The sequence below is a fragment of the Streptomyces sp. NPDC028910 genome, assembly GCF_055564955.1.
Map to the genome: position 1 here is coordinate 356,325 of NZ_JBVHVF010000001.1, position 14,980 is coordinate 371,304.

The following is a 14,980-nucleotide window of genomic DNA, read 5'->3' on the forward strand; positions in this document are numbered from 1 at the left end:
TGCTCCGGTCCGGTAACTGAAACGTTGTGCGGCGCATCTTGGCCGTCTGGGACGATTGCCCGCATGACCTCTGACACGCCTTCCTCCGAGCGCCGGGTGTCCGCCCGTATCGGCGCCATTTCCGAGTCCGCCACCCTCGCCGTCGACGCCAAGGCCAAGGCCCTCAAGGCCGCCGGGCGCCCGGTGATCGGTTTCGGCGCCGGCGAGCCCGACTTCCCGACCCCGGACTACATCGTCGAGGCCGCGGTCGAGGCCTGCCGCAACCCCAAGTACCACCGCTACACGCCGGCCGGCGGCCTGCCCGAGCTGAAGGCCGCGATCGCCGCCAAGACGCTGCGCGACTCCGGCTACGAGGTGGACGCGTCGCAGGTCCTGGTGACCAACGGTGGCAAGCAGGCGATCTACGAGGCCTTCGCCGCCATCCTGGACCCGGGTGACGAGGTCATCGTCCCGGCTCCGTACTGGACCACCTACCCGGAGTCCATCCGTCTCGCCGGCGGTGTCCCGGTCGAGGTCGTCGCCGACGAGACCACCGGCTACCGGGTCTCCGTCGAGCAGCTGGAGGCCGCGCGCACCCCGCGCACCAAGGTCGTCCTCTTCGTCTCCCCGTCCAACCCGACGGGCGCGGTCTATAGCGAGGCGGAGACCGAGGCGATCGGCCGCTGGGCCGTCGAGCACGGCCTGTGGGTGCTGACGGACGAGATCTACGAGCACCTGGTCTACGGCGACGCGTCCGCCGCCTCCCTCCCCGCGGTCCTGCCCGAGCTGCGCGACAAGTGCATCGTGGTCAACGGTGTCGCGAAGACGTACGCGATGACCGGCTGGCGCGTGGGGTGGATCATCGGCCCGAAGGACGTGGTGAAGGCCGCGACCAACCTGCAGTCGCACGCCACGTCCAACGTGAGCAACGTGGCACAGGTGGCCGCGCTGGCGGCCGTCTCGGGCAACCTGGACGCGGTCGCGGAGATGGGGCGCGCCTTCGACCGGCGCCGCCAGACGATCGTGCGGATGCTCAACGAGATCGAGGGCGTCATCTGCCCCACCCCCGAGGGCGCGTTCTACGTGTACCCCTCGGTCAAGGCGCTCCTCGGCAAGGAGATCCGCGGCAAGCGCCCGCAGACCTCCGTAGAGCTCGCCGCCCTGATCCTGGACGAGGTGGAGGTCGCGGTCGTCCCCGGCGAGGCCTTCGGCACCCCCGGCTACCTGCGCCTGTCCTACGCCCTGGGCGACCAGGACCTGGTGGAGGGCGTCTCCCGCATCCAGAAGCTCCTGTCCGAGGCCAAGTCCTAGCCCCCCACACCCAAGCCCTGAGCGGCGCCCTCCCCCAAGGGAAGGCGCCGCTCAGGCACATCCAGCCCCGCCGGCGCTTGAGGCGCGGGGTCTGGGGCGGAGCCCCGCTCTCTCAGCCCCGCCGGGCACAATCCAGCCCCGCCGGCGTTTGAGGCGCGGGGTCTGGGGCGGAGCCCCAGGAAGCCGGCCCGCAGGGCGCACACACCCCGCTCGCACGTTCGGGCAAGCCCCCGATCGGTAAAACCCCCTCCCGCCAAGCGCAGCGGTACGGCAGGATCACCCAATGGAGCACGCACGCGATCTCACGCTTCTGCCGAAGGCCCACCTCCACCTCCACTTCACCGGCTCGATGCGACCATCGACCCTCCTCGAGCTCGCCGACAAGTACGGCGTGCGCCTCCCCGACGCCCTCACCGCCGGCGAGCCCCCCAAGCTCCGCGCCACCGACGAGCGCGGCTGGTTCCGCTTCCAGCGGCTCTACGACGCGGCCCGCTCCTGCCTGCGCGAGCCCGACGACATCCGCCGCCTGGTGCGCGAGGCCGCGGAGGAGGACGTACGGGACGGCAGCGGCTGGCTGGAGATCCAGGTCGACCCCACCTCGTACGCGCCCCTGCTCGGCGGGATGATCCCGGCCGTCGAGATCATCCTCGACGCCGTGGACGCGGCCTCCCGCGAGACCGGCCTCGGCATGCGGGTCCTCATCGCCGCCAACCGCATGAAGCATCCCCTCGACGCCCGCACCCTCGCCCGCCTCGCCGTCCGCTACGCCGACCGCGGCGTCGTCGGCTTCGGGCTCTCCAACGACGAGCGCCGCGGCATGGCCCGCGACTTCGACCGGGCCTTCGCCATCGCCCGCGAGGGCGGCCTCCTCGCGGCCCCGCACGGCGGCGAGCTCACCGGCCCGGCCTCGGTCCGCGACTGCCTCGACGATCTGCACGCCGCCCGCATCGGCCACGGCGTACGGGCCGCGGAGGACCCCCGCCTCCTCAAGCGCCTCGCCGACCGGCAGGTCACCTGCGAGGTCTGCCCGGCCTCCAACGTCGCCCTCGGCGTCTACGAACGGCCCGAGGACGTCCCGCTGCGCACCCTCTTCGAGGCCGGAGTCCCCATGGCCCTCGGCGCCGACGACCCCCTCCTCTTCGGTTCCCGGCTGGCGGCCCAGTACGAGATCGCCCGCCGCCACCACGCCTTCACGGACGCGGAGCTCGCCGAGCTGGCCCGGCAGTCGGTACGCGCTTCGGCCGCGCCGGACGACGTACAGGCCAAGCTGCTGGCCGGGATCGACCACTGGCTCACCGGGTGAGCCGCAGGTCCCCCTCGTAGCAGTCGGCCCGCACCCGGCCACCGTCCGGAAAGCCGATCTCCAGGTGGGTGCGGCCCTGCTCGGGCAGCGCGAACTCGGCGACCGAGGCGACGGTCTCGCCGAGGTGCCGCAGGAAGGGGTGGTCACCGAGGTCCTCGCCGACCTCGATGCGGCCCCACTCCCCCATGTCGTACGGCTCGTGCGGCGCGGCGGACTCGACGATGAGGCACTGGTCGGACCCGGTGGTGATGCGGATGGAGTCGCCGACGCTGTCGATCAGCCAGACGTCGAGGGGCGCCTCGGAGCGTTCGCCGTCGCTGATGTGCCAGGACGCGACGACTCTGCTGAGCGTGCGACCCACGAGCCGGGTGGGGTCCGTACCGGCCCCGTGCAGGGGACAGAGCATGGGCGGCCGGCGCTCCTCAGATGCTGACGCCGACCGTCACCGGCTCGTTGACCAGGGTGACGCCGAAGGCCGCGTGGACGCCCGCGACGACCTCGCGGGCCAGGGCGAGGAGGTCCTCGGTGGTGGCCTCGCCGCGGTTCGTCAGCGCGAGGGTGTGCTTGGTGGAGATGCGCGCGGGGCCGGCGCCGTAGCCCTTGGTGAAACCGGCCTTGTCGATCAGCCAGGCCGCGCTGGTCTTCGTACGGCCGTCGCCGGCGGGGTACGCGGGCGGGGCGGTGTCGGGGCCGAGGCGGTCCTGGACGCGGCCGAGGAAAGCGGCGTACGCCTCGTCGGTCAGGATCGGGTTGTGGAAGAAGGAACCGGCCGACCAGGTGTCGTGGTCCGCGGGGTCGAGGACCATCCCCTTGCCGGCACGCAGGCGCAACACGATCTCGCGGGCGGTGGCGGCGGGCACCCGGTCACCGGCCTCGACGCCGAGGGCGCGGGCGGTCTCCGGGTACTTGATCGGCGCGGACATGCCCCCGGCGTCCTCCAGGGCGAAGCGCACGCGCAGGACGACGTACCGCTCGGGCCGGTGCTTGAAGAGGCTGTCGCGGTACGAGAACGCGCACTCGGCGGCGCTCAGCGTGACCGTCTCGCCGCGGGTGCGGTCGTAGGCGACGACCTCGGTGATCGTGTCGCAGACCTCCTGGCCGTACGCCCCCACGTTCTGGATGGGGGTGGCGCCGGCCGAGCCGGGGATTCCGGCCAGGCACTCGATTCCGGCGAGGCCGGCCTCGACGGTGCGGGCGACGGCGTCGCTCCAGTTCTCGCCGGCCGCGAGCTCCAGGGTGGTGCCGTCCAGGACGAAGCCGGTGGTCGCGATGCGCAGGGCGGTGCCGTCGAAGCCCTTGTCTCCGATGACCAGGTTGCTTCCGCCGCCGATGATCAGGAGCGGGGTGCCGCTCTCGTCCGCGGCGCGCACGGTGTCGACCACTTCGGCGTCGGTGGTCGCGATGACCAGGCGGGCGGCGGGGCCACCGAGGCGGAAGGTGGTCAGCGGGGCGAGGGGGGCATCGTGGAGTTCCTGCACGTGGACAAGAGTACGGTCCGTACCCCTCGCATCCCTGCGGGGCCACGGACCGTGGCTCAGTAGCCCGACCGCGCCATCAACGAGAGGCGTAGCAATCGGTGGCGGCCCACTCCCACCCCCAGACGGCCGTCGGTCGCCGTCGTCGAGAAGCGCGTAGCGATCCGTGGCGGCCTACGCCCAGCCCCACACGGCGGCCGGACGCCAAGCCGTGCGAAGCGCGTAGCGATCGGACGCGCCCCCCGCCCCACCCGTCCACCGCCGACCGCCCCGTCCCTGAAAAGGAACCCCCGGCCCGTTCCTTTGGGGGTTTCCCGGCTGTCCTCGTATGTCCGTGGCGGGACGGCCTGTCAAGGGTGGCCGAAGGCCATCGCGCAGCGACGCGACGAAGGAGCGCCCTTTACTGGCCGGCCCGACACGGAGAGACGATGGGACTGACGGGAAACCCCCAAACCCTCCCTGATCCCGCCCCAGGACAACAGGCCCGACGAAGCCCCCGCCGGACCGTCCCTCACGCCAGTTCGACCACCGCGCGGGACATCCCCAGGACCTTCTGGCCCCCGCTCATCGCCGTCAGGTCGACCCGGACGCGGTTGTCGTCCAGTTTCGCTGCGACCTTGGCGGTGACTTCGATCAGTCCGCCCTGGTCATCGTTCGGGACCACGACGGGCTTGGTGAAGCGCACGCCGTACTCGACCACCGCACCCGGGTCGCCCACCCAATTGGTGACCACGCGGATCGCCTCGGCCATGGTGAACATGCCGTGCGCGATCACGTCCGGCAGTCCGACCTCCTTGGCGAACCTCTCGTTCCAGTGGATCGGGTTGAAGTCGCCCGAGGCACCTGCGTACTGGACCAGCGTGGCCCGCGTCACAGGGAAGGACGCCGCCGGCAGCTCGGTGCCGACCTCGACATCGTCGTAACGAATCTGCGCAGTCATGTCAGGCCTCCTCGGGGGCGCGGGAGACGAGCTTCGTCCACGCCGTCACCACGTGCTCGCCGGTCTCGTCGTGGACCTCGCCGCGGATGTCGATGATGTCGTTGCCCGCGAGCGACTTGACGGCCTCGATGGTGGAGGTCACGGAGAGCCGGTCACCGGCACGCACCGGGCGGGAGTACGCGAACTTCTGGTCCCCGTGCACGACCCGGCTGTAGTCCAGCCCCAACTGCGGGTCCTCGACGACCTGGCCGGCCGCCTTGAAAGTGATGGCAAACACAAAAGTCGGCGGAGCGATCACATCGGAGTAGCCGTACGACTTGGCGGCTTCGGGGTCGGTGTAGACGGGATTGGTGTCACCCACCGCAACCGCGAATTCGCGGATCTTCTCCCGGCCGACCTCGTACGGATCGGTGGGCGGGTAGCTCCGCCCCACGAAGGACTGGTCGAGAGCCATGACTCACTACCTCCTGATGAAGGGACACGAAAGACGAAAGACACGAGAGGAACGAGGAACCAAGAACCAAGACAGGGACCGACACAGAAACGACACAAGGCCGCCCCCAATGAAGGGGACGACCTCATGACGGTGCCTGTATACGAGACTTCGCTGGGGTCAGCGGGTCTCGCGGTGCGCGGTGTGCGAGTTGCAACGCGGGCAGTGCTTCTTCATCTCAAGACGGTCCGGGTTGTTACGCCGGTTCTTCTTGGTGATGTAGTTCCGCTCCTTGCACTCCACGCAGGCCAGCGTGATCTTCGGGCGGACGTCGGTGGCAGCCACGTGAGTGCTCCTTGACGGAAATTGGGACGGATGAACGCATACAAGAGTAGCCGACCGGGAGACCGACCCCGCAATCGGCTACTGTGTGTAGCGGCGACCGGACTTGAACCGGTGACACAGCGATTATGAGCCGCTTGCTCTACCGACTGAGCTACGCCGCTTTGATGTGATCAGCTCCCCACCCGAGGGTGGGGAACCTCTCTCACCAGAGCCCCAATGCGGAATCGAACCGCAGACCTTCTCCTTACCATGGAGACGCTCTACCGACTGAGCTATTGGGGCGAGCGATGAAGACATTACACGGTTGCCCGCCGATCGCCCAAATCCTTTGCGGGGACAGGCCTCGGACGGGCTCCTGAAGCCCTCCTTGATCAACTCACGCCCCACTCACGCGCCACTCACGCGTCACTCAGGTCCCACTTCCCAGCCGAATAGTGCGCAGGCTCACACTCCCACCGAGGCCGATCCGACCCACGGCGGTCGTGGGCCGTGGCTGGCGCGGCTGCAGGGCACCACACCGGTACGACTATTGCGCTCTTCCGTGAAGCGGGGTGCGCCGCACCCTAGGCTCTGAGCACGCTGCGTGATCTTGGGCCGCGGGCCGCGGCCACGGCCCAGGAACCGCCCGAGCCACCGCAGGAGCGCGATGTCCGACAGCCAGCCGCAGCAGCCGTTCCAATCCCCCCGCAGTGGCAACGGCAACGCGGCCGCAGCCGAGGCCACCACCCTGCTGCTCGCCGGAGCCCGCCTCACCGACGGCCGTACCGTCGACGTCCGCCTCAGCGGCGGCCGGATCCAGGCCGTCGGCACCGCGGGCAGCCTCCCCTCGCCCGCGCTCTCCCGGGTGGACCTGAGCGGCTACCTGCTGCTCCCCGCCCCCGCCGAGCCGCACGCCCACGGGGACACCGCGCTGACCGCCGACGGCGAGGGGCCCGTCTCGTCCACCCCCGACGAGGTCCAGCGCCGGGCCACCGAAGCGGCCCTGCTCCAGCTCGGCCACGGCGCCACCGCCGTGCGCTCCCACGTACGGATCGGGGACGTGCACGGCCTCGGGCCCATGGAGGCCGTGCTCCAGGCCCGCCGTTCCCTGCGCGGGCTCACCGACCTCACCGCCGTGGCCGTCCCCCGGCTGCTGACCGGGGTGGCCGGCGCGGACGGGCTCGCGATGCTGCGGGACGCGGTCAAGATGGGCGCCTCCGTGATCGGCGGCTGCCCGGACCTGGACCCGGATCCGACGGGCTTCCTGGAAGCCGTCCTGGAAGTCGCCGACGAGCACGGCTGCCCCGTGGACCTGCACACGGACGGTGACGACCCGGCCCGCCTCTCCCGGCTCGCGGCGATGGCCGGCGGCCTTCGCCCCGGGGTGACCATCGGCCCCTGCGGCGGTCTGTCCCGGCTCCCGCTGGACGCCGCGGGCCGCGCCGCCGACCAGCTGGCCGCGGCCGGCGTACGGGTGACCTGCCTGCCCCAGGGCGACTGCGCGGCCCTGGAACGCCGCGGCCTGCGCACCGCGCCCGTACGCCTGCTCCTGGGCGCCGGAGTCCGGGTCGCGGCCGGCAGCGGGGCGCTGCGGGACGCCGGGAACCCGGTCGGCCGCGGCGACCCGCTGGAGGCCGCGTACCTGCTCGCCTCCCAGGGCGGGCTCCGGCCGGGCGAGGCCTACGCGACGGTCAGCGCCTGCGCCCGCGAGGCCATGGGCCTGCCGGAGGTGCGGGTGGAGGCCGGTTTCCCGGCGGAGCTGCTCGCCGTGCGCGGGGAGCGGATCGCGGGCGTGCTCTCCCTCGCGTACAGCCGGATCGTGATCCACCGCGGGCGCGTGGTAGCCCGTACGAGTGCCGTACGGGAATACTGCGACTCCGCCGTCGCGGTGGCTCTCGACCTGCCGCGCCAGGGCCGTACGGAGCCCGGACCCTGAAGTTCGTCTCGCGTTCGCGGGCGTGAGCGCCCGGCTCGTCGTACGGTCGGGACATGCGCATCGTCATCGCGGGTGGACACGGTCAGATCGCGCTGCGGCTGGAGCGCCTGCTCGCCGCGCGCGGGTACGAGGTCGCGGGCATCATCCGCGACCTGGCACAGGGCAACGACCTCAGGGAGGCGGACGCCGAGCCGGTGCTCTGCGATCTGGAGACGGCCTCGGTGGAGCACGTGGCGGGGATCCTGCAGGGCGCGGACGTGGCCGTCTTCGCGGCCGGCGCGGGTCCCGGCAGCGGTATCGCGCGCAAGGACACCGTCGACCGGGCCGCGGCGGTGCTGTTCGCCGACGCCGCCGAGCGGGCCCGTGTGCGGCGCTTCCTGATGGTCTCTTCAATGGGCGCGGACGCGCACCGCGAGGGCGACGCCGTCTTCGACGCCTATCTGCGCGCCAAGGGCGAGGCCGACGACCACGTACGGACCCGGCTGGGCCTGGAGTGGACGGTCCTGCGCCCGGGCTCGCTGACCGACGACGCCGGGACGGGCCTGGTCCGTCTGGAGGCGCACACGGGCAACGGGGCCGTCCCGCGTGACGACGTGGCGGCGGTACTGGCCGAGCTGATCGAGACCCCGGCGACGGCGGGCCTGACCCTGGAGCTGATCTCCGGTTCGGCCCCGGTGGCCGTGGCCGTCAAGGCCGTGGCGGGCAACTGACGGGCGCCCGCCCGGTGCGGCGGCTCAGAACCCCGCGTTGACCTTGTCGTCGGACCGCCCGACCGAATCCTGCTGGTACCGGTCCTCGTACGCCTGCCGGATCCGCTCGATCCGCTCGCTGCGCTCGCCGGCCTCCTTCTCGGGGTACAGCAGGACCACTTCGTAGGAGGCCTCGCGGACGATCTTGCCGTCCTGGCCGCGCCACTGGCCGTACCCGTCGTGGAGGGTCAGCCCCTCGGGGAAGGCGGGGGTGATCTCCAGGTCGAGGAACCGCATGAACTCCCGCTCGGCGACCTGGCCCCGGCCATCGGCGCGTTCGGTGCCGAAGTACAGCCGGGTCTCCTGGTACGGCTCTCCGACGTCTGTCTGGAGCGCCGCCCCCATCAGAGCCGGAATTCCCGCGCCGAGCAGGGCGATGAGCACCCCGCCGCCGACCTTCCCCCGCGTGTCATATGTCCACTTCACCCCCGGTGAACGAACAGGAACCCCTGACGATGCGGTCATTGCCGGCCCGGACCTCGAACGGACGGCGGCCGCGGCCGTAGCCTTGCGACCCGGCGGGCTTCGCGGCGACGGACGTGGCGGAGCCGCTGCCGCGTGGGCGCGGCGGGCGGCGCTCACGAATGCTCCAGCCGCCGACGCCACCACGGATCGCGGGGCGAGGCGTACGGATCGTTGAGGGTGCGCGCGAGGAAGCGCTCGTCGAGCGGGGCGAGCACGGCGGTCGCGGCGCTCGATGCGGGCGATCTCGACGAGGGCCTTGGCGGAGAGCCCGGAGATGACGGCCCGGCCGTCCTCTCGGCGTGGCATGCGGAGCAGGTCCGATCGGAGCATGCGAGAAGACCCCCGCTACGAGTAACGGGGGTCTCACATCGCGTGGCGGCGCCAGGATTCGAACCTGGGTAGGCTAAGCCGACGGATTTACAGTCCGCTCCCATTGGCCACTCGGGCACACCGCCATGGGATGTCGCCGGTGAGGCCGCTTTGGGGCGGCGCTCTGTGGCAACGACGTAAACGATACCTGATGACCGAGGGTGCTTCGCCACCGGATTGATCAGCGCTGCGGGTGGGTGTGGTGGCTAGGCTTTGCGGAGCGGGCCGGGCATGTCCGGCCGCGCCCTCCGGGGTGATCACAACCGACTTCAAGGAGCCACAGCACATGGCCGACTCCAGTTTCGACATCGTCTCGAAGGTCGAGCGGCAGGAGGTCGACAACGCCCTCAACCAGGCCGCCAAGGAGCTCTCGCAGCGCTACGACTTCAAGGGCACCGGCGCCACGATCGCCTGGTCCGGCGAGAAGATCCTGATGGAGGCGAACTCCGAGGAGCGCGTCAAGGCCGTCCTCGACGTCTTCGAGACCAAGCTGGTCAAGCGCGGTATCTCGCTCAAGGCGCTGGACGCCGGCGAGCCGCAGCTGTCCGGCAAGGAGTACAAGATCTTCGCCACGATCGAGGAAGGCATCTCCCAGGAGAACGCCAAGAAGGTCGCGAAGATCATCCGGGACGAGGGTCCCAAGGGTGTCAAGGCTCAGGTCCAGGGCGAGGAGCTGCGCGTCAGCTCCAAGAGCCGTGACGACCTGCAGGAGGTCCAGGCGCTGCTCAAGGGCAAGGACCTGGACTTCGCGATCCAGTTCGTGAACTACCGCTGACCCAGGTCCGCGACCTGCCTCCCACGCCGGCCCGGCGGTCTTCCCCGACCGCCGGGCCGCGGCGGTTGCGGGGGGTGTGTGTGCGGGGCGTGTGCGGCGCACGCGCCACCGCGGGCTCCTGTGTGCACTAGGCGGCGATGAATGCGCCCAGCACGCTGAGGGCATCACATCACCGCGTGGCAGGGGGGTTCTCGCATGCCTGGGGCCGGCACGTTTCGCGAAGACTTCGGGGCGTCCGTCGTCGTCGCGCTGGTCGCCTTACCCCTGTGCGTGGGGGTGGCGGTCGCTTCCGGGGTGCCGGCCGAGCTGGGGATCGTCACCGGGGTGGTCGGCGGGCTGGTCACCGGGTGGTTCCGGGGAAGCTCGCTCCAGGTGAGCGGGCCCGCGGCCGGGCTCACCGTGCTCGTCTACGAGGCGGTGCAGGCGTACGGTCCGGCGGCGCTCGGGGTGCTGGTGCTGGCCGCGGGGGCGGTGCAGCTGGGCATGGGGGTGCTGCGGCTCGGGCGGTGGTTCCGGGCGATCTCCGTGGCTGTCGTGTACGGGATGCTGGCCGGGATCGGGCTGGTACTGATCTCCGGGCAGTTGTACGCCTTGGGCGGGATGGAGGCTCCGGGGCAGACCTTGGCGAAGCTGCGCGGGGTGCACGAGCTGGGGGCGCAGGCCGACTGGTCCGCCGTGCTGCTCGGGGTCGGGACCATCACCGCCATGGTCGCCTGGCGCCGGATGCCCGCCAGGCTGCGGCTCGTGCCCGGGCCGCTCGTCGGGGTGGCCGCCGCCACCGCCGCGGCCGCGCTGCTGCGGCTGCCCGTCGAGAAGGTGCGGGTGACGGGGGTACTGGAAGCCGTGTCCCCGCCCGCCTGGGGCGATTTCGGTGTGCTGGCCTCCGTCGGCGCGGTCGGGACCGTGGTCGCGCTGGCGCTGATCGCTTCCGCCGAGACGCTGTTCAGCGCGGCCGCCGTGGACCGCATGCACGACGGGCCGCGGACCGAGTACGACCAGGAGCTCATCGCCCAGGGCGTGGGCAACAGCGTGTGCGGGCTGCTCGGGGCGCTGCCGATGACCGCCGTGATCGTGCGCAGCGCCGCCAATGTGGAGGCCGGAGCGCGCACCCGGGCGGCCAGGGTGCTGCACGGCGGCTGGCTGCTGCTCTTCGCCGTGGCGTTCCCCCGGGTGCTGGAGAGCGTCCCGCTCGCCGCGCTGGCCGGGGTACTGCTGCACGCGGGGTGGAAGCTGCTGCCGGCCAGGGCGGTGGCCGCGCTGTGGCGGACGCACCGGGGCGAGGCGGTGGTGCTGCTGGCCACGGCCTCCGCGATCGTGGTCACCAATCTCTTCGAGGGGGTGCTGATCGGGCTGGGGCTCGCTGTCGCCAAGGCGGCCTGGGAGACCTCCCACGTGCACATCGAGGAGGTGCGGGAGGGCGAGGTGCTGTGCGTGCGGGTCGTGGGGAACGCGAGCTTCCTGCGGCTGCCCAAACTGCTCGACGCACTGGACGCGCTGCCGCACGGACAGCCGGTGCGGCTGGATCTGAGCGGGCTGCGCCACCTCGACCACGCCTGTCTGACCGCCCTGGAGGGGTGGGAGCGCACCCGGACGCCGCTCCCCGGCCGGGAAGGCGTCATCTAGCCGGGCTACCCTCCGCCCGTGGAACCACAGCTGAAGCGCACCCTGGGCGTCACCGACGCCGTCGTCGTCGGGCTCGGCGCGATGGTCGGCGCCGGTATTTTCGCCGCCCTCGCCCCGGCGGCGCGGGCGGCGGGCGGCGCACTCCTCGCCGCTCTCGCCCTGGCGGCCGTCGTCGCCTACTGCAACGCGCACTCCTCGGCGCGGCTCGCCGCCCGGTACCCGTCCTCCGGCGGCACGTACCTCTACGGGCGCGAGCGGCTCGGGCCCTTCTGGGGGTACCTGGCCGGCTGGGGATTCGTCATCGGCAAGACCGCTTCCTGTGCGGCGATGGCCCTCACCGTGGGTGCGTACGTCTGGCCCGGGCAGCAGCATGCCGTGGCCGTCGCGGCGGTGGTGGCGCTGACCGCCGCGAGCTACGGCGGCGTGCAGAAGTCCGCCGGGATCGCCCGGCTGATCGTGGCGGCGGTACTGGCGGTGCTGGCCGGGGTGGTCGTGGTGTGCCTGTCCTCCGGCGCGGCCGAACCGGGGCGGCTGAGCGGCGCGGACTGGGGCGCCGTGGGGCTGTTGCAGGGCGCCGGTCTGCTGTTCTTCGCGTTCGCGGGCTACGCGCGGATCACCACCCTGGGCGAGGAGGTGCGTGACCCGGAACGGACGATCCCGCGGGCGGTGCCGCTCGCCCTGGGGATCGCCCTGCTGGTGTACGCCGCGGTGGCGGTGGCGGCGCTGTCGGTGCTCGGCGCCGACGGGCTGGCGCAGTCGTCGGCCCCGCTCGCCGACGCGGTCCGGGCTGCCGGGTGGCCCGAACTGACCCCGGTCGTCCGGGTGGGCGCGGCCCTCGCCGCGCTGGGCTCGCTGCTTGCCCTGGTGCTGGGGGTTTCGCGGACCACGCTGGCGATGGCCCGGGACGGCCATCTCCCCCGCGCGCTGGCCGCCGTACATCCCCGGCGTCAGGTGCCGCACCATGCCGAGCTGGCAGTGGGTGCGGTCGTGGCGGTGCTCGCGGCCACCGCCGATCTGCGGGACGCGATCGGTTTCTCCTCCTTCGGCGTGCTCGCCTACTACGCGATCGCGAACGCCTCGGCGTGGACTCTCGATTCAGTTGTCAAGGGTCGGGCCGTGGCAGCGGTCGGGTTGTCCGGCTGTGTGGTGCTGGCGTGCACGCTGCCCCTTGGATCCGCGGTGGCGGGGGCGGCGGTGCTGGCGGTGGGCGCGCTGGCCTACGGGGTGCGGAGCCGGCTCAGATCCGGGATCTGAACTCGGCCCAGGGCGCCAGCTCCAGGTCGCACTCCTCCCCCAGGGCTGATTCCTCGCAGAACCAGGCGGTGCCGTCGAGCCAGCCGCGCAGCCAGCCCGCGAGGCTCGGGGTGTCGATGGACCAGGCGAGGTCCGGCTCCCCCGGATTCGGGTCGAACAGCAGGATCTGAGCGGAATCGGAGCGACAGTCCACGCAGGCGTACATGGCGCAGCCGAAGTCGGCTATCGGCAGCACGCCCTCGGGCCAGCGCCACCCCGACCCGCGCTGTGCCTCGTACGTCCGGACGGCCTGACGCAGGGGCAGCAGGCCGCTCCCCGGGCCGTATCCGCCGTCGCCGACGCGGGTGTGGAGCGCGGCGAGCAGCGGCGGCAGCGCGAAGCCGAGTATGCCCTCGGCCCGGGCGATCTCCCACGTGCCCAGCGGCGCGGGCGGGGGCTTTCCCTGCCCGCGCGCGGAGTTGCGTACGCGCTCTGCGACTTGCTCCAGCAACTGCTCGATCTCGTCCATGCGTTCATGGTGACGCACCCCACTGACAGCCCGCTCTGCCTGTGGATAACTCAGCCACCGGTCGGATGGGTGGCAGTGAGGTCCTGGGTCACCGAGAGGCGAACGGGGCGTCCGTCGGGACGATTTCGCGGCCCAGCGGGAGCAGGGCGAGCGGGACCATCTTGAAGTTGGCGATGCCGAAGGGGATGCCGATGAGCGTGATGCAGAGCGCGATGCCGGTGAAGATGTGGCTCAGGGCGAGCCACCAGCCCGCCAGGATCAGCCACAGGACGTTGCCGATGGCGGACCCGGCGCCCGCGTCGCGGCGCTCGACCGTGGTGTAGCCGAAGGGCCAGAGGGCGTACACCGCGATGCGGAAGGCCGCGATGCCGAAGGGGATGCCGATGATGGTGACGCAGAGCAGCACGCCTGCGAGGAGGTAGCCCAGGAACAGCCAGATCCCGCTGAGGATGAGCCAAATGACGTTCAGGATTGTCTTCACTGCCGGCGGCCTGCCATCTGTTCGAGCCGGGCGATGCGCTCGGCCATCGGAGGGTGTGTGGAGAACATCTTAGAAAGCCCCTGGCCCGGACGGAACGGGTTGGCGATCATCATGTGGCTCGCCGTTTCCAGCCGGGGCTCCGGCGGCAGCGGGAGCTGCTTGGTGCCCGCGTCGAGCTTGCGCAGGGCGCTGGCCAGGGCGAGTGGGTCGCCGGTGAGCTGGGCGCCGGACGCGTCGGCCTCGTACTCGCGCGAGCGGCTGATGGCCAGCTGGATCACGGAGGCGGCCAGCGGGCCCAGGATCATGATCAACAGCATGCCGAAGAGGCCGGGTCCCTCGTCGTCGTCCGATCGGCCGATCGGGATCAGCCAGGCGAAGTTCACCAGGAACATGATCACCGAGGCGAGCGCTCCGGCGACCGACGAGATCAGGATGTCGCGGTTGTAGACGTGACTGAGCTCGTGGCCGATGACCCCGCGCAGCTCCCGTTCGTCGAGTATGCGCAGGATGCCCTCGGTGCAGCAGACCGCGGCGTTGCGCGGGTTGCGGCCGGTGGCGAAGGCGTTGGGGGCCTCGGTGGGCGAGATGTAGAGCCGTGGCATGGGCTGGCGCGCGGACGTGGAGAGCTCGCGCACCATGCGGTAGAGCTGGGGGGCCTCGAACTCGCTGACGGGGCGGGCGCGCATCGCGCGTAGAGCCAGCTTGTCGCTGTTCCAGTACGCGTAGGCATTCGTCCCGAGGGCGATGAGGACGGCGATGATCAGGCCGCCCCGTCCGAAGAAGCTTCCGATGAGGATGATGAGTGCGGACAGCCCGCCGAGGAGTACGGCGGTCTTGAGCCCGTTGTGCCGGCGGTGCACGGTGCGCCCTCCTTGTGGTGCGGCAGGGGAGCCCGTCATGGATCCGAGGGTCTACGGTCCAGTGGACCCTCCCTTCCTGGTCAACGCGAGGTGAGGGCGTCCGGTTCCCAGGGCGCGTGGGGGCGACCGCCTGCCGCCGCCCCTTCCCGGGGGCGGCGGGGCGGCGGCGAGCGCTACTCCGTACGGGTGATTCGT

General features: G+C 71.6%; 16 protein-coding genes and 3 tRNA genes. 7 read left to right on the plus strand and 12 right to left on the minus strand.

Annotation, left to right across the window (positions count from 1 at the left end):
- Positions 1-63 precede the first annotated feature (63 nt).
- Both ACZ4TV_RS01660 and ACZ4TV_RS01665 read left to right on the plus strand, forming a co-directional pair.
- On the plus strand, positions 64-1,290 hold the full coding sequence (locus ACZ4TV_RS01660; protein WP_468129517.1) for a pyridoxal phosphate-dependent aminotransferase: 1,227 nt from the start codon (positions 64-66) through the stop codon (positions 1,288-1,290).
- Positions 1,291-1,573: 283 nt separating this feature from the next.
- Positions 1,574-2,593, plus strand: a complete 1,020-nt coding sequence (locus ACZ4TV_RS01665; RefSeq protein WP_468129519.1) for an adenosine deaminase — start codon at positions 1,574-1,576, stop codon at positions 2,591-2,593.
- Here ACZ4TV_RS01665 and ACZ4TV_RS01670 read toward each other — a convergent pair.
- The 7 genes from ACZ4TV_RS01670 to ACZ4TV_RS01700 all read right to left on the minus strand — a co-directional run bounded on the left by ACZ4TV_RS01670 (position 2,583) and on the right by ACZ4TV_RS01700 (position 6,068).
- Positions 2,583-2,999, minus strand: a complete 417-nt coding sequence (locus ACZ4TV_RS01670; RefSeq protein ID WP_362395262.1) for a hypothetical protein — start codon at positions 2,997-2,999, stop codon at positions 2,583-2,585. The two genes, ACZ4TV_RS01665 and ACZ4TV_RS01670, sit on opposite strands and share 11 nt — an antisense overlap.
- A 16-nt stretch (positions 3,000-3,015) precedes the next feature.
- Positions 3,016-4,131, minus strand: a complete 1,116-nt coding sequence (locus ACZ4TV_RS01675) for a UDP-N-acetylmuramate dehydrogenase (protein ID WP_468129902.1) — start codon at positions 4,129-4,131, stop codon at positions 3,016-3,018.
- 448 nt (positions 4,132-4,579) lie between these two features.
- Positions 4,580-5,008 carry a MaoC family dehydratase gene (locus ACZ4TV_RS01680; protein ID WP_468129521.1) on the minus strand — a complete coding sequence of 143 codons (429 nt, stop codon included), beginning with the start codon at positions 5,006-5,008 and terminating at the stop codon, positions 4,580-4,582.
- Position 5,009: 1 nt separating this feature from the next.
- Positions 5,010-5,462: an FAS1-like dehydratase domain-containing protein gene (locus tag ACZ4TV_RS01685; RefSeq protein WP_468129523.1), complete on the minus strand. Its 453-nt coding sequence runs from the start codon at positions 5,460-5,462 to the stop codon at positions 5,010-5,012.
- A 159-nt stretch (positions 5,463-5,621) separates the two neighbouring features.
- The gene (gene rpmG, locus ACZ4TV_RS01690) at positions 5,622-5,786 is read right to left on the minus strand and encodes a 50S ribosomal protein L33 (protein ID WP_003956487.1); all 165 of its coding nucleotides are present in this window, start codon (positions 5,784-5,786) and stop codon (positions 5,622-5,624) included.
- Between the two features lie 88 nt (positions 5,787-5,874).
- Positions 5,875-5,947, minus strand: a tRNA-Met gene (locus ACZ4TV_RS01695).
- Positions 5,948-5,995: 48 nt separating this feature from the next.
- Positions 5,996-6,068: transfer RNA gene (locus ACZ4TV_RS01700), tRNA-Thr, on the minus strand.
- Between the two features lie 364 nt (positions 6,069-6,432).
- Between ACZ4TV_RS01700 and ACZ4TV_RS01705 the strand changes: the two genes are divergently transcribed.
- Together ACZ4TV_RS01705 and ACZ4TV_RS01710 are read left to right on the plus strand one after the other, a co-directional pair.
- Positions 6,433-7,701 (plus strand): amidohydrolase family protein, encoded by a 1,269-nt coding sequence (locus ACZ4TV_RS01705; protein ID WP_468129525.1) that lies wholly within the window; start codon positions 6,433-6,435, stop codon positions 7,699-7,701.
- Positions 7,702-7,754: 53 nt separating this feature from the next.
- The gene (locus ACZ4TV_RS01710; RefSeq protein WP_468129527.1) at positions 7,755-8,411 is read left to right on the plus strand and encodes an SDR family oxidoreductase; all 657 of its coding nucleotides are present in this window, start codon (positions 7,755-7,757) and stop codon (positions 8,409-8,411) included.
- Positions 8,412-8,435: 24 nt separating this feature from the next.
- On the opposite strand, the gene ACZ4TV_RS01715 is transcribed toward ACZ4TV_RS01710, so the two are convergent.
- Both ACZ4TV_RS01715 and ACZ4TV_RS01720 read right to left on the minus strand, forming a co-directional pair.
- Positions 8,436-8,876 carry a DUF3574 domain-containing protein gene (locus ACZ4TV_RS01715; protein WP_468129529.1) on the minus strand — a complete coding sequence of 147 codons (441 nt, stop codon included), beginning with the start codon at positions 8,874-8,876 and terminating at the stop codon, positions 8,436-8,438.
- 412 nt (positions 8,877-9,288) lie between these two features.
- Positions 9,289-9,370, minus strand: a tRNA-Tyr gene (locus ACZ4TV_RS01720).
- Positions 9,371-9,570: 200 nt separating this feature from the next.
- Between ACZ4TV_RS01720 and ACZ4TV_RS01725 the strand changes: the two genes are divergently transcribed.
- From ACZ4TV_RS01725 to ACZ4TV_RS01735, 3 genes are all read left to right on the plus strand, one after another.
- A complete protein-coding gene (locus tag ACZ4TV_RS01725) occupies positions 9,571-10,059 on the plus strand; it encodes a YajQ family cyclic di-GMP-binding protein (protein ID WP_030009008.1) in 489 nt (162 codons plus the stop codon).
- A 195-nt stretch (positions 10,060-10,254) separates the two neighbouring features.
- On the plus strand, positions 10,255-11,682 hold the full coding sequence (locus tag ACZ4TV_RS01730; RefSeq protein ID WP_468129531.1) for a SulP family inorganic anion transporter: 1,428 nt from the start codon (positions 10,255-10,257) through the stop codon (positions 11,680-11,682).
- A gap of 18 nt (positions 11,683-11,700) precedes the next feature.
- Positions 11,701-12,936: an APC family permease gene (locus tag ACZ4TV_RS01735; RefSeq protein WP_468129533.1), complete on the plus strand. Its 1,236-nt coding sequence runs from the start codon at positions 11,701-11,703 to the stop codon at positions 12,934-12,936.
- On the opposite strand, the gene ACZ4TV_RS01740 is transcribed toward ACZ4TV_RS01735, so the two are convergent.
- The 3 genes from ACZ4TV_RS01740 to htpX form a co-directional block, all read right to left on the minus strand.
- Positions 12,920-13,444, minus strand: a complete 525-nt coding sequence (locus ACZ4TV_RS01740) for an SMI1/KNR4 family protein (RefSeq protein ID WP_468129535.1) — start codon at positions 13,442-13,444, stop codon at positions 12,920-12,922. The genes ACZ4TV_RS01735 and ACZ4TV_RS01740 overlap by 17 nt on opposite strands.
- Before the next feature lie 88 nt (positions 13,445-13,532).
- Positions 13,533-13,925, minus strand: a complete 393-nt coding sequence (locus ACZ4TV_RS01745; protein ID WP_468129537.1) for a YccF domain-containing protein — start codon at positions 13,923-13,925, stop codon at positions 13,533-13,535.
- Positions 13,922-14,785 carry a zinc metalloprotease HtpX gene (gene htpX / locus ACZ4TV_RS01750; RefSeq protein ID WP_468129904.1) on the minus strand — a complete coding sequence of 288 codons (864 nt, stop codon included), beginning with the start codon at positions 14,783-14,785 and terminating at the stop codon, positions 13,922-13,924. The genes ACZ4TV_RS01745 and htpX overlap by 4 nt, the downstream gene beginning before the upstream one ends.
- Between the last annotated feature and the right edge of the window lie 195 nt (positions 14,786-14,980).

Coding starts and splice junctions, on each gene's coding strand:
- ACZ4TV_RS01740 (WP_468129535.1), bottom strand. CDS start 13,444: ATGGACGAGATCGAGCAGTTGCTGGAGCAAGTCGCAGAGCGCGTACGC.
- ACZ4TV_RS01670 (WP_362395262.1), bottom strand. CDS start 2,999: ATGCTCTGTCCCCTGCACGGGGCCGGTACGGACCCCACCCGGCTCGTG.
- ACZ4TV_RS01685 (WP_468129523.1), bottom strand. CDS start 5,462: ATGGCTCTCGACCAGTCCTTCGTGGGGCGGAGCTACCCGCCCACCGAT.
- ACZ4TV_RS01705 (WP_468129525.1), top strand. CDS start 6,433: ATGTCCGACAGCCAGCCGCAGCAGCCGTTCCAATCCCCCCGCAGTGGC.
- ACZ4TV_RS01710 (WP_468129527.1), top strand. CDS start 7,755: ATGCGCATCGTCATCGCGGGTGGACACGGTCAGATCGCGCTGCGGCTG.
- ACZ4TV_RS01660 (WP_468129517.1), top strand. CDS start 64: ATGACCTCTGACACGCCTTCCTCCGAGCGCCGGGTGTCCGCCCGTATC.
- ACZ4TV_RS01665 (WP_468129519.1), top strand. CDS start 1,574: ATGGAGCACGCACGCGATCTCACGCTTCTGCCGAAGGCCCACCTCCAC.
- ACZ4TV_RS01725 (WP_030009008.1), top strand. CDS start 9,571: ATGGCCGACTCCAGTTTCGACATCGTCTCGAAGGTCGAGCGGCAGGAG.
- ACZ4TV_RS01680 (WP_468129521.1), bottom strand. CDS start 5,008: ATGACTGCGCAGATTCGTTACGACGATGTCGAGGTCGGCACCGAGCTG.
- ACZ4TV_RS01730 (WP_468129531.1), top strand. CDS start 10,255: ATGCCTGGGGCCGGCACGTTTCGCGAAGACTTCGGGGCGTCCGTCGTC.